The sequence below is a fragment of the Mesorhizobium sp. M2A.F.Ca.ET.067.02.1.1 genome (assembly GCF_004023285.1).
In the GTDB taxonomy this organism is placed as follows: domain Bacteria; phylum Pseudomonadota; class Alphaproteobacteria; order Rhizobiales; family Rhizobiaceae; genus Mesorhizobium.
Genome location: NZ_RZSB01000087.1, coordinates 1 through 12303, shown reverse-complemented (window position 1 = coordinate 12303; position 12303 = coordinate 1). Strand labels below are relative to the sequence as shown.

Genomic DNA, 12303 nt, shown 5'->3' with positions numbered 1-12303 from the left:
GACATAGCCGCCCGGTCCCGATCCGATGATTACGACGTCATAAGCCATGATAGAACCCTTCTTATCCGGCCTTTAGCGGCCGCCGCTCACATTGAGGATCGCGCCCGTTATATAGGAGGCCGAGTCCGACAGAAGATAGAGAACCGCGCTGGCGACCTCATCGGCCGTGCCGGCGCGTTTCATCGGCAGCAGGTCCTGCATCCGCGCCACGCGATCCGGCTGCCCGCCAGAGGCATGGATTTCAGTCTCGGTGATGCCGGGGCTGACCGCATTGACGCGGATGCCTTCCAGCGCCACCTCCCGCGCCAGCCCGATGGTCATGGTGTCGATCGCGCCCTTGGAGGCGGCGTAGTCGACATATTCGCCGGGCGAGCCCAGCCGGGCGGCGGCGGAGGAGATGTTGACGATGGCGCCGCCCTTGCCGCCATGCCGGGTCGACATGCGCTTCACCGCCTCGCGTGCACACAGGAACGAGCCGACGACATTGATGCGCATCATGCGCTCCAGCCGCTTGGCACTCATCTCGTCGACCCGCGCCTTGACGTCGACGATGCCGGCATTGTTGACGAAAGCGTCGAGCCGGCCGAAGGCCCGGTCCATCGCTTCGAACATGGCCATGACATCGGCTTCGTTGCCGACATCGCCCTTCACCGCGAAGGCGTCGCCACCAGCGGCCTTGAGCTCGGCGACCAGCGCATCCGCCGCGGCCAGATTGGAGACATAGTTGACTGCCACCCGGTAGCCGGCCCGGTTCGCCTGCTGGCAGATGGCCGCGCCAATGCCTCGGCTGCCGCCGGTGACCAGCAGCGTCTTTTTCTCGGCACTCATTCCTGGCAGCCTTTCAGCACGAAGATGTCCCACGGCACTTTCGAAAAGCCGGCGGGGCCATAGGCGGCCGACATTTCGAGCGACGGTCCAAGATCGGGGAAGATCAGGCTCTTCGGCGCATCGGCGCCCTCCGCCGGCAGCAGGCCGACGCCGCCCTTCTCGTCGGCGCTGTAGATGACGCCTTCCCACACGGTGCAGGCGGCGAGCTCCTCGCCAGTGACATCACCCGTCGGGCATTTGTACATCAGCGAGCCATGCGGCCGCGCCGCCGATCCTTCTGTCCACATCGCGATGCCGTCGAGCACGACATTGTTGTCGAGGATCATGCGGAAGGCATTGGTGATCGTCGCCGAGCTGCCAGCCGGGGTGAAATCGATCTCGGCGCCGCTCTGCGCTTCGCCATAGACGGCGAGCTGGATCGGGCAGGCGGCCTGGGCGGCGGACGGAACCATCATCAGGCCTGCCACTATTGACGCGGTCGAAAGACTTTCGGTCAAGAGGGAGCGGATCCTCATTGCTATCCGCCCTGAACAGCTTGATCGAGGATGACAATCGTCGAAAGAAAATAGTCTATCTCAAACGCAACACTGTTCTTCCCGCCGACCGGTATTGCATTTACCTCATACTTGAGGGTCAGGACGCGAGAACTCTCCGCCAGCTTAATATAGACGTCGCGCTCGCTGCCGCCACCGATTGCCCATTTGAAGTCGCCCTCGTTCAGGAACTGCAATGCCTTGGGCAAGGTATGTATGGCTATCGGGCTGGTGCCTGCGAACGTCACGGGATGCCGGCCCACATCGACGTTGAGATCGCCGTACCAAGTCGCCATCATTCCACCGGGCTGCAATCTCCCGAAGACGGGCTCGACGCTAATCGATCTCAGACGAAAATCGGGGCTGAAGAAAAACTCGCAATTGCGACCATAGATGCACCAGGCCGACTCGGTGTCCTCGTGGCGATAGTGATTGTCCGCCCGCACATCCTCCGGATCGATCAAGCCTCGGACCGTTTCACGGCTGCTTTTGCCGAGTTCGACAGGTCCTGCTCGGCCTGTCATCACAAGCTCGAACAGATCGATCGGCTCGACCGTTTCAGCCACAGCGCCAAACCTTAGAGATCGAGCACCAGCCGCTCGGGATCCTCCAGGCTTTCCTTGACGCGCACCAGGAAGGTCACCGCTTCCTTGCCGTCGACGATGCGGTGATCGTAGCTGAGCGCCAGATACATCATCGGGCGGATGACGATCTGGCCGCCGACCACCATCGGCCGATCCTGAATCTTGTGCATGCCGAGAATGCCCGATTGCGGCGCATTGAGGATCGGCGTCGACATCAGCGAGCCGTAGACGCCGCCATTGGAGATGGTGAAGGTGCCGCCCTGCATGTCCGCGACCGAAAGCTTGCCGTCGCGCGCGGCGAGACCCAGCCGGCCGATCTCCTTCTCGATCTCGGCGATGGACATCTGGTCGGCGTCGCGCACCACCGGCACCACCAGGCCCTTGTCCGTGCCGACGGCGACGCCGACATGGGCGAAGTTCTTGTAGATGATGTCGGTGCCGTCGATCTCGGCATTGACCGCCGGGATTTCCTTCAGCGCATGCGTCACCGCCTTGGTGAAGAAGCCCATGAAGCCGAGCTTCACGCCGTGCTTCTTCTCGAACACGTCCTTGTATTTGGCCCGCAGCGCCATCACCGCGCTCATATCCACCTCGTTGAAGGTGGTGAGCATGGCTGCGGTCGACTGCGCTTCTTTCAAGCGGCGCGCAATGGTCTGGCGCAGCTTGGTCATGCGCACGCGCTCCTCGCGCGGCGCATCCTCGGCCGAGGATGGCGCGCGGGCAACGACCGGCGCAGGTGCCGCCTTCGGCGTCTCGGCCGGCTGGGACGGCGCGCCCTTGGCGATGGCATCGAGCACGTCGCCCTTCAGCACCTGGCCGCGCTTGCCCGAGCCGGACAGCTGGTCGACCGAGAGATTGTGCTCCGCGATCAGCTTGGCCGCGGCCGGCGCCGGCGGCATGGTGCGCGGCTCGATCGGACCGTTGTCGCCAGCGATCTTGGCGGTCTCGGCCGCGGCCTGCTTGACCGAAGACGCGGCATCCGGGCCGGAAGCCTGCGCCACTGCCTGCGGCTTCGTGGCCGGGGCACCGCCGCCCGCTGAAATCGAGCCGAGCAGCGCCCCGACATTGACCGTCTCGCCTTCCTTGACGGTGATCTCGGCCAGCGTTCCGGCGCCCGCTGCAGGCACTTCCACCGTCACCTTGTCGGTTTCGAGCTCGACCAGGGGCTCATCGGCGGCGATCGCGTCGCCGACCTTCTTGAACCACTTGCCAACGGTCGCCTCGGTGACGGATTCACCCAGAGTGGGGACGCGGATTTCGGTAGCCATTGTGCCTGTCCGTTCTCTTGTCTTTTGAGGTCTGTTTCGTGCGGTTATTCGCCGAGAGCGTCGTCGAGCAGCGCGGCGAGCTGGCTGAGATGCTTCGACATCAGGCCGGTTGCCGGCGAGGCCGAGGCCGGCCGCCCGGTGTAGCGCACCCGCTGATGCTTGGCGTCGATATGCGCCAGCACCCATTCGAGATAGGGATCGATGAACGACCAGGCGCCCATATTCTTGGGCTCCTCCTGGCACCACACCATCTCGGCATTGCGGAAACGCGACAGCTCGGTGATCAGCGCCTTGGCCGGGAACGGATAGAGCTGTTCGACGCGCAGCAGATAAATGTCGTTGATGCCGCGCTTCTCGCGCTCCTCATAGAGGTCGTAATAGACCTTGCCCGAGCACAGCACGACGCGGCGGATCTTGGAGTCCTTGACCAGCTTGATCGACTGGTCGGCCAAGAGCTGCGCATCGTCCCACAGCAGCCGGTGGAACGAGCTCTCGCCCGAAATCTCCGACAGCGTCGACACCGCCCGCTTGTGGCGCAGCAGCGACTTCGGCGTCATCAGGATCAGCGGCTTGCGGAAGTCGCGCTTCAACTGCCGGCGCAGGATGTGGAAATAATTAGCCGGCGTGGTGACGTTGGCGACCTGCATGTTGTCTTCCGCGCAGAGCTGCAGGAAGCGCTCCAGCCGCGCCGACGAGTGCTCCGGCCCCTGGCCCTCATAGCCATGCGGCAACAGGCAGACGAGGCCAGACATGCGCAGCCACTTGCGCTCGCCCGAGGAGATGAACTGGTCGAACACCACTTGGGCGCCGTTGGCGAAATCGCCGAACTGCGCCTCCCAGAGCGTCAGCGCCTTCGGCTCGGCCAGGCTGTAGCCATATTCGAAGCCCAGCACCGCCTCTTCCGACAGCATCGAGTTGATGACTTCGTAGCCGGCCTGCGCCGCCGACAGGTTGTTGAGCGGGATGTAACGGGTCTCGTCGCGCTGGTCGTAGAGCACCGAATGGCGCTGCGAGAAGGTGCCGCGCTCCGAATCCTGGCCGGAAAGCCGGATCGGGTTGCCGTCGAGCAGGATGGCGCCGAAGGCCAGCGCCTCCGCCGTCGACCAGTCGATGCCTTCGCCGGACTCGATTGCCTGGCGGCGGTTCTCGAGGAAGCGCAGGATCGTCTTGTGCGCCTCGAAATCCTTCGGCACCTCGGTCAGCTTCTTACCGATCTCCTTCAGCGTGCGCACCGGCACGGCGGTCTTGCCGCGCCGTTGTTCATCCTGATTGTCAGCAGTGCGCAGGCCGGACCACGCGCCGTCCAGCCAGTCGGCCTTGTTCGGCTTGTAGCTCTGGCCGACTTCCCACTCGGCTTCCAGATGCGCGCGCCAGTCGGCCCGCATCTTGTCGACCTCGGCCTGGGTGACGTGGCCCTCCGCGATCAGCCGGTCGGCATAGATCTGCACCACCGTCTTGTGGGTGCGGATGTTGCGATACATGATCGGTTGGGTGAAGGCCGGCTCGTCCCCCTCATTGTGGCCGAAGCGGCGATAGCAGAACATGTCCACGACCACCGGCTTGTGGAACTTCATGCGGAACTCGGTCGCCACCTTGGCGGCGTGCACCACGGCTTCCGGATCGTCGCCATTGACGTGGAAGATCGGGGCCTCAATCATCTTGGCCACATCCGACGGATAGGGCGAGGAGCGCGAGAAGCGCGGATTGGTGGTGAAGCCGATCTGGTTGTTGATGATCACGTGCAGCGTGCCCGCGACGCGGTGGCCGCGCAGGCCCGACAGGCCGAGGATCTCGGCGATCACGCCCTGGCCGGCGAAGGCGGCGTCGCCATGGAGAAGCAGCGGCATCACCTTGGCGCGCTCCGAAAGCGGCACGACCTCGCCACGCTCGCGGCCGGAAAGCTGGTCCTGCTTGGCGCGCGCCTTGCCCATAACGACGGGGTCGACGATTTCCAGATGCGAGGGATTGGCGGTCAGCGACAGATGCACCTTGTTGCCGTCGAACTCGCGGTCCGACGAGGCGCCGAGATGGTACTTCACGTCACCCGAGCCTTCGACCTCGTCGGGCGCGGCCGAGCCGCCCTTGAATTCGTGGAAGATGGCGCGGTGGGGCTTGGCCATCACCTGGGAAAGCACGTTGAGGCGGCCGCGATGCGCCATGCCGAGCACGATTTCCTTGAGGCCGAGCTGACCGCCGCGCTTGACGATCTGCTCCAGCGCCGGGATCAGCGACTCGCCGCCGTCGAGGCCGAAGCGCTTGGTGCCCTTGTACTTGACGTCGATATACTGCTCGAAACCCTCGGCCTCGATCAGCTTCGACAGGATCGCCTTCTTGCCAGTGGCGGTGAAGGTGATCTCCTTTTCGGCGCCTTCGATGCGCGCCTGGATCCAGGCTTTCTCTTCCGGGTCGGAGATGTGCATGAACTCCACGCCGAGCGTCGAGCAATAGGTGCGGGTCAGGATGTCCAGCATCTGCCGGATGGTGCCGAATTCCAGGCCCAGAACATTGTCGAGGAAGATCGGCCGGTCGTAATCGGCTTCGCTGAAGCCGTAATTCTCCGGCGACAGCTCGTTGTAGTCCTCGAGCGGCTTGGCGATGCCGAGCGGATCGAGATTGGCGTGCAGATGGCCGCGCATGCGGTAGGCGCGGATCATCATGATGGCGCGCACCGAATCGCGCGTCGCCTGGTGCACGTCGGCGTCGGAAAGCACGGCGCCGTTGACGACCGCCTTGTCCTTGACCTTCTTCTCGATCGCCTTTTCGACCAGGCCCCAATTGCCGTCGAGCGCCGAGACCAGCTCGCCATTGGCCGTCAGCGGCCAGGAGGGCTTCGCCCAGGAGGCGCCCTTGGCGTTCTTGCGGACGTCGCCCGCGTCGTCCTTCAGCGCCGCGAAGAAATCCTGCCACTCCGGATCGACCGAAGCCGGATTGTCCTCATAGGCCGCGTAGAGCGCGTCGATATAGTCGGCATTGCCGCCATAGAGGAACGAGGTGAGCGAGAATTGGTCGTTGGCCTGATCTTGTCTTGCCATTTTCGTCTGCGGAGCCTGGCTCCGTCTCCTTAGTTGGAGGGGAGTAAGGCAGTAGGGGAGTAGGGAAAGCAGCAATTGTCGCCGCGCGTCCCGTTCTTCCTATTCCCTTACTCCCCTACTGCCCTACTCCCTTACTGCCTTTAACCCTTGATCGCCTCGACCAGCGTCGTGCCGAGCCTGGCCGGCGACGGCGAGACCTTGATGCCGGCCGATTCCATCGCCGCGATCTTGTCTTCCGCGCCGCCCTTGCCGCCCGAGATCACCGCGCCCGCATGGCCCATGGTGCGGCCGGCCGGCGCCGTGCGCCCGGCGATGAAGCCCGCCATCGGTTTCTTGCGGCCGCGCTTGGCTTCGTCCTTGAGGAACTGCGCGGCGTCTTCCTCGGCCGAGCCGCCGATCTCGCCGATCATGATGATCGACTTGGTCTCGTCGTCGGCGAGGAACATCTCCAGCACATCAATGAATTCGGTGCCCTTGACCGGGTCGCCGCCGATGCCAACCGCCGTTGTCTGGCCGAGGCCGACATTGGTGGTCTGGAAGACTGCCTCATAGGTAAGTGTTCCCGAGCGCGAAACAACGCCCACCGAGCCCTTGCGGAAGATGTTGCCGGGCATGATGCCGATCTTGCACTCGTCGGGCGTCAGCACGCCAGGGCAGTTCGGGCCGATCAGCCGCGAAGTGGAGCGGTCGAGCCGCGCCTTGACCTTGACCATGTCCATCACCGGGATGCCTTCGGTGATGCAGACGATGAGCGGGATCTCTGCCTCGATCGCCTCGATGATGGCCTCGCCCGCGCCCGCCGGCGGCACATAGATGACCGAGGCGTTGGCGCCGGTCCTTGCCTTGCCCTCGGCCACCGTGGCGAAGATCGGCAGGCTTTCGCCCTTCGAGCCGGACCAGGTCTCGCCCCCCTTCTTCGGGTGGATGCCGCCCACCATCTTGGTGCCGTGATAGGCCAGCGCCTGCTCGGTGTGGAACGTGCCGGTCTTGCCGGTCAAACCCTGCACCAGCACCTTGGTATTCTTGTCGACGAGAATGGACATCGCGGGGGCTATCCTTTGAATTTATGGAGGCCTATGTGCCAGCCTTATTTGGAACGGGGTTGCAGTCGGTTGATACCAAGTTCGTCCCGCCAGTTCGGCGAAGTTTGCTGACGAGCTTGCTCGTCGAGAGTGATTGGTCCGTCCCGATGGATGCTTCGACGTGTGTGCCGGCCATGCGATTCGGGAAAATCGATGTCGAGCCAGTCCTGGACATAAGCCTTGACCAGTTCTTCGATGGAAACGCCGCGCCATTTCGCACACCCGGCCAGCATGTCCATCGTCTCTCGATCAAATGTCATTTGGACCGTTTGGTTGTCACCCATGACGCCCGTCCCCTATAGCCGCTTCAGGTGGGTGACGGTGAGATCACTCTTGGCGTTGCCGGTGTTCAAGGTCGTCGCCGGCTCGAACATCAGCACCACGGGCTCCGGGGTCAGCGAGCGCGGCCGGTGTTCGACGCCGCGCGGCACGACGATGAAGTCGCCCTCGCCGAGCTCGACCGGCCCGTCGCGGAAATCGATGGCGATCCTGCCGCGCAGCACGAGGAAGGCCTCGTCCTCATGGTCATGCGCGTGCCAATCGAAGACCTCGCCGAACTTGGCGACCTTGGCCTGGGCGTCGTTGACGTCGCCGGCGATATGCGGATCGAAGACCTTGGCGATTTTTTGATCCGCCGCCTCGACCAGATTTATCTTGCGCGGAGGCATCCGCTTTAGCCCTTCACCGCCTTGACGATCTTCTTGGCCGCGTCGTCCAGATCGTCGGCCGAGACGACATTCAGGCCGCTGTCGTTGATGATCTTCTTGCCGAGCTCGGCATTGGTGCCTTCCAAGCGCACGACCAGCGGCACTTTCAGCCCCACTTCCTTGACCGCGGCGATCACGCCCTCGGCGATGACGTCGCACTTCATGATGCCGCCGAAGATGTTGATCAGGATGCCCTCGACCGCCGGATCCTTGGTGATGATCTTGAACGCCGCGGTGACCTTCTCCTTGGAGGCGCCGCCGCCGACGTCCAGAAAGTTAGCCGGCTCGGCGCCATAGAGCTTGATGATGTCCATCGTCGCCATGGCAAGGCCGGCGCCGTTGACCATGCAGCCGATATTGCCGTCGAGCGCGACATAAGCGAGGTCGTATTTGGACGCCTCGATCTCCTTCTCGTCCTCTTCGGTGGTGTCGCGCAGTTCCATCACGTCCGCGTGGCGGAAAAGCGCGTTGTTGTCGAACGACACTTTCGCGTCGAGCACGCGCAGATGCCCGTCCTTCATGACGATCAGCGGATTGACCTCAAGCAGGCTCATGTCCTTCTCGACGAACGCCTTGTAGAGGATCGGGAACAGCGACGCGCCGTCCTTCGCGGCATCGCCGTCGAGCTTCAGCGCGGCGTTGAGCGTCTTCACGTCGTCGGCGGTCACGCCCTTTTCCGGGTCGATGGCGACGGTGACGATCTTTTCCGGCGTGTCATGCGCGACCGTCTCGATGTCCATGCCGCCCTCGGTCGAGACGACGAAGGCGATGCGGCCGACCGAGCGGTCGACCAGGATCGACAGATACAGCTCGCGGGCGATATCGGCGCCATCCTCGATATAGAGGCGGTTGACCTGCTTGCCGGCCGGGCCGGTCTGCTTGGTGACCAGCGTGTGGCCGAGCATCTCGTTGGCGTTGGCGACCACTTCGGCCGCCGACTTCGCCAGCCGCACGCCGCCCTTGGCGTCGGGGCCGAGTTCCTTGAACTTGCCCTTGCCGCGGCCGCCGGCATGGATCTGGCTCTTCACGACATAAAGCGGGCCGGGCAGCGCCTTTGCGGCGGCCTCCGCCTCGCTTGCCTTGAACACCGGAACGCCGCTTGCCACCGGCGCGCCGAACGTCTTCAGCAGCGCCTTGGCCTGATACTCATGGATGTTCATGCGCTTGATCTCCGGGGAGGATGATTGCTTTGCCGGCGAGATTACTTGCCGGCGAGATGCGGGGCGATCTTGGTGCAGGCCTCGGTCAGACCCTGGACGGCCGCGACCGAATTGTCGAACATCTTCTGCTCGGCCTTCGACAGGTCGATCTCGATGACGCGCTCGACGCCGCCGGCGCCGATCACCACGGGAACGCCGACATAGGTTCCCTTGACGCCATACTGGCCGGAAAGGTGCGCGGCGCAGGGCAGCACGCGCTTCTTGTCCTTGAGATAGGACTCGGCCATGGCGATCGCCGAGGCCGCCGGCGCGTAATAGGCCGAGCCGGTCTTCAACAGGCCGACGATCTCGGCGCCGCCGTCACGGGTGCGCTGCACGATCTGGTCGAGCTTCTCCTTCGAGGTCCAGCCCATCTTGACGAGGTCGGGCAGCGGGATGCCGGCGACCGTCGAATAGCGGATCATCGGCACCATCGAGTCGCCATGGCCGCCGAGCACGAAAGCGGTGACGTCCTCGACCGAGACCTTGAACTCCTCGGCCAGGAAATAGCGGAAGCGGGCGCTGTCGAGCACGCCGGCCATGCCGACGACATGGCTGGTCGGCAGGCCGGAGAACTTCTGCAGCGCCCAGACCATCGCGTCGAGCGGGTTGGTGATGCAGATGACGAACGCCTTCGGCGCGTATTTCTTGAGACCCGCGCCGACCTGTTCCATCACCTTGAGGTTGATGCCAAGAAGGTCGTCGCGGCTCATGCCCGGCTTGCGCGGCACGCCGGCGGTGACGATGCAGACATCCGCGCCCTCGATGCCGGCATAGTCGTTGACGCCGGTCAGCCGGGAGTCGAAACCGTCGACGGGGGAAGACTGCGCGATGTCGAGGCCCTTGCCCTGCGGAATGCCCTCGGCGATATCGAACAGCACCACGTCGCCGAGATCCTTGAGGCCGATCATATGGGCGAGCGTGCCGCCGATCATGCCCGAGCCGATGAGCGCTATCTTGTTGCGTGCCATGTGAGGATGTTTTCCCTTTGTCTGTGACGGTGCCGTGACGGGGCCGGGGAGGCCGAAAGGATGCGGGAGGCCGCGAGATTTCGCCGCACCCATTAGCGCCGGCCAAAGAAAAATTCAAACGATTATTTTGATCCCAGTATTTTCAATCGGTTAGATGCTTCGGGAATTACGTAAACGTCAAAGTTACTGAGCCGACTGACGAGAATTTACACAATGAACGTGGAAATCAGAAGGCTTCATCCCGGCGATGACGCCCTTGTGAATTGATGGCTTGGTTTCTGACGCTGGCGGGACAGCGCTGCGATGGCCGGCTGTAGCTACACCTGCGCCTGCCTTGCCTTCGCCACCGGCGCCGCCTCCCGCCGTTCCGCCCAGCCTTCCAGCCAGTCGCGGCTCTGCATTTCGACCAGGCGTGAGGCAGTGCGTTCGAATTCGAACACTTCCGTGCCGCGTTTGGCCGTGTAGAGCCCTTCCGGCGGCGCAGCGGCGCTCATCACCAGCCGCATATGGTGGTCGTAGAGCGTGTCGATCAAAAGGATGAAACGCTTGGCCTCGTTGCGCTTGCCTTCCCCCAGCACCGGCACATGGTCGATAAAGACCGTCGAGAAACGGCCGGCGATGGCCAGGTAGTCGCGCGCGCCGAGCGGCTTTTCGCAAAGGTCGGCGAAGGAAAAGCGCGCCGCGTCCCCGGCGGCGCGCGGGACGACGAGCTGGCGGCCTTTCAGCGTCAGCGTCGCCTCGCCGGTCGGCTGGCCATGCGTCATCGCCTGCCAGGCCTCGTCCAGCGCACGCTCGGCCGCGGCGTCGTCCGGCGTGACATAGACCGGCTGCCGGTTGAGCTTTTCTTGCCGGTAGTCCTTGTCGGCATCGAGCGTCATCACATGGGCATTGCGCTCGATCAGCGAGATGAACGGCAGAAAGAGCTGGCGGTTCAATCCGTCACGGTAAAGGTTCTCCGGCGCCACGTTGGAGGTGGCGACCAGCACCACGCCATTGGCGAACAGCGCCGAGAACAGGCGCGACAGGATCATGGCGTCGGCGATGTCGGTGACGGAGAACTCGTCGAAGCACAGCACCCACGCTTCATCGGCGAGCGCCCGGGCGACCGGCGGGATCGGATCGTCTTCCTTGACCGTGCCTTCCTTGCGCGCCTGCCGGTGTTTTTGGATCCGGTCCTGCACATCGGCCATGAAGTCGTTGAAATGCACGCGGCGTTTGCGGCGGACCGGCAAGAGCTCGAAGAACATGTCCATCAGCATGGTCTTGCCGCGACCGACGCTGCCATGGATGTAGAGGCCTTTGACGGGCTCGCGCGGCTGCCGCTTGGCCGCGAACAGCCAGCCCAGCGCGCTCGATTTCTGCGCCAGTCGTTTGGCCGAGATCTCGTCGATCAGCCGGTCGAGCGCGGCGACGATATGCTCCTGCGCCGGATCGCGCTCGACAGCGCCGCTCTGGACGAGATGGTCGTAGCGCTGCCTGACGGTCGCGTGGGTCTGGAGGCCGTCACGCAGGTGCATGGTTCACATCATTTACTTTGAGCAGAATGCTCTGAGGAGACGCCGCCAGGCTACGTTGAGATTCAGGTCAGGCCGAGTCGAGAAGGGTGGGTTCCGAGAACCGGAGCGGAGCGTACTTTAAGTACGTGAGCACCGGAAGCACAGGAAGCCGCCATTCGCAGGCCGGCCTCACCTGAATATCGGCATAGCCTACCTTGCAAGCGAGATGGGCTGCCCATTGGAAGTCTGGCCGTCGAACTTTTCGCCGCCTGACGAATAGAGCCTGGCCAGCGAGCCGCCATTTTCATCGTAGAGCGTCAGCTGCTTGCCGGCGACGTTCCACGACTTGATGCCATCGATCGGCGCCGGGCAGTGCAGCGGACCGGCGCGGTAGCCGGCGCCGAACTTGGTCTGCGGCGTTGCCACCTTGCAGCTCTGCCCGGAGACATTGACGTTCCACACGCCGGCGACGCTGGCCGCGGTGAGATCGGTGGCGCCGGCGGGCGCCGTGCCGTCCGACGGCCGCGAAGCGACTTGGGTGTTGTTCGGCGCGGTCGGGAATTGCGACGGATCGGGGGGGCCGGGAGCGGCCGGCGGCGGCAG

The 12303-nt window shown here is 63.9% G+C and carries 12 protein-coding genes; all 12 read right to left on the bottom strand.

Going from position 1 to position 12303, the window contains the following annotated elements; all coding sequences use genetic code 11:
- Positions 1 to 72: 72 nt before the first annotated feature.
- A complete protein-coding gene (locus EOA28_RS09830; protein WP_127253523.1) occupies positions 73 to 828 on the bottom strand; it encodes an SDR family oxidoreductase in 756 nt (251 codons plus the stop codon).
- Complete coding sequence (locus EOA28_RS09825; protein ID WP_245463418.1) at positions 825 to 1283, bottom strand: hypothetical protein; 459 nt, start codon at positions 1281 to 1283, stop codon at positions 825 to 827. Before EOA28_RS09825 ends, EOA28_RS09830 begins: the two co-directional genes overlap by 4 nt.
- A 62-nt stretch (positions 1284 to 1345) precedes the next feature.
- Positions 1346 to 1927, bottom strand: a complete 582-nt coding sequence (locus EOA28_RS09820) for a hypothetical protein (protein WP_127253521.1) — start codon at positions 1925 to 1927, stop codon at positions 1346 to 1348.
- A gap of 11 nt (positions 1928 to 1938) precedes the next feature.
- Complete coding sequence (gene odhB / locus EOA28_RS09815; protein WP_127253520.1) at positions 1939 to 3213, bottom strand: 2-oxoglutarate dehydrogenase complex dihydrolipoyllysine-residue succinyltransferase; 1275 nt, start codon at positions 3211 to 3213, stop codon at positions 1939 to 1941.
- A gap of 44 nt (positions 3214 to 3257) precedes the next feature.
- The gene (locus EOA28_RS09810) at positions 3258 to 6245 is read right to left on the bottom strand and encodes a 2-oxoglutarate dehydrogenase E1 component (protein ID WP_128314856.1); all 2988 of its coding nucleotides are present in this window, start codon (positions 6243 to 6245) and stop codon (positions 3258 to 3260) included.
- A 140-nt stretch (positions 6246 to 6385) separates the two neighbouring features.
- Positions 6386 to 7288 (bottom strand): succinate--CoA ligase subunit alpha, encoded by a 903-nt coding sequence (sucD, locus tag EOA28_RS09805; RefSeq protein WP_127386289.1) that lies wholly within the window; start codon positions 7286 to 7288, stop codon positions 6386 to 6388.
- Positions 7289 to 7332: 44 nt separating this feature from the next.
- Positions 7333 to 7611 (bottom strand): hypothetical protein, encoded by a 279-nt coding sequence (locus EOA28_RS09800; RefSeq protein WP_127253625.1) that lies wholly within the window; start codon positions 7609 to 7611, stop codon positions 7333 to 7335.
- A gap of 12 nt (positions 7612 to 7623) precedes the next feature.
- Positions 7624 to 7995, bottom strand: coding sequence for a cupin domain-containing protein (locus tag EOA28_RS09795; protein ID WP_127253626.1), 372 nt, complete (start codon positions 7993 to 7995; stop codon positions 7624 to 7626).
- Between the two features lie 5 nt (positions 7996 to 8000).
- Positions 8001 to 9194 (bottom strand): ADP-forming succinate--CoA ligase subunit beta, encoded by a 1194-nt coding sequence (gene sucC / locus EOA28_RS09790; RefSeq protein ID WP_127253627.1) that lies wholly within the window; start codon positions 9192 to 9194, stop codon positions 8001 to 8003.
- A gap of 41 nt (positions 9195 to 9235) precedes the next feature.
- Complete coding sequence (gene mdh / locus EOA28_RS09785) at positions 9236 to 10204, bottom strand: malate dehydrogenase (RefSeq protein ID WP_112128699.1); 969 nt, start codon at positions 10202 to 10204, stop codon at positions 9236 to 9238.
- Positions 10205 to 10521: 317 nt separating this feature from the next.
- Positions 10522 to 11721, bottom strand: coding sequence for a cell division protein ZapE (zapE, locus tag EOA28_RS09780; protein ID WP_127253628.1), 1200 nt, complete (start codon positions 11719 to 11721; stop codon positions 10522 to 10524).
- A gap of 189 nt (positions 11722 to 11910) precedes the next feature.
- A partial coding sequence (locus EOA28_RS09775; protein WP_128314855.1) for a protease inhibitor Inh/omp19 family protein occupies positions 11911 to 12303 on the bottom strand: 393 nt, incomplete at its 5' end.

Coding starts and splice junctions, on each gene's coding strand:
- EOA28_RS09830 (WP_127253523.1), bottom strand. CDS start 828: ATGAGTGCCGAGAAAAAGACGCTGCTGGTCACCGGCGGCAGCCGAGGC.
- EOA28_RS09825 (WP_245463418.1), bottom strand. CDS start 1,283: ATGATGGTTCCGTCCGCCGCCCAGGCCGCCTGCCCGATCCAGCTCGCC.
- odhB (WP_127253520.1), bottom strand. CDS start 3,213: ATGGCTACCGAAATCCGCGTCCCCACTCTGGGTGAATCCGTCACCGAG.
- EOA28_RS09810 (WP_128314856.1), bottom strand. CDS start 6,245: ATGGCAAGACAAGATCAGGCCAACGACCAATTCTCGCTCACCTCGTTC.
- sucD (WP_127386289.1), bottom strand. CDS start 7,288: ATGTCCATTCTCGTCGACAAGAATACCAAGGTGCTGGTGCAGGGTTTG.
- EOA28_RS09800 (WP_127253625.1), bottom strand. CDS start 7,611: ATGGGTGACAACCAAACGGTCCAAATGACATTTGATCGAGAGACGATG.
- EOA28_RS09795 (WP_127253626.1), bottom strand. CDS start 7,995: ATGCCTCCGCGCAAGATAAATCTGGTCGAGGCGGCGGATCAAAAAATC.
- sucC (WP_127253627.1), bottom strand. CDS start 9,194: ATGAACATCCATGAGTATCAGGCCAAGGCGCTGCTGAAGACGTTCGGC.
- mdh (WP_112128699.1), bottom strand. CDS start 10,204: ATGGCACGCAACAAGATAGCGCTCATCGGCTCGGGCATGATCGGCGGC.
- zapE (WP_127253628.1), bottom strand. CDS start 11,721: ATGCACCTGCGTGACGGCCTCCAGACCCACGCGACCGTCAGGCAGCGC.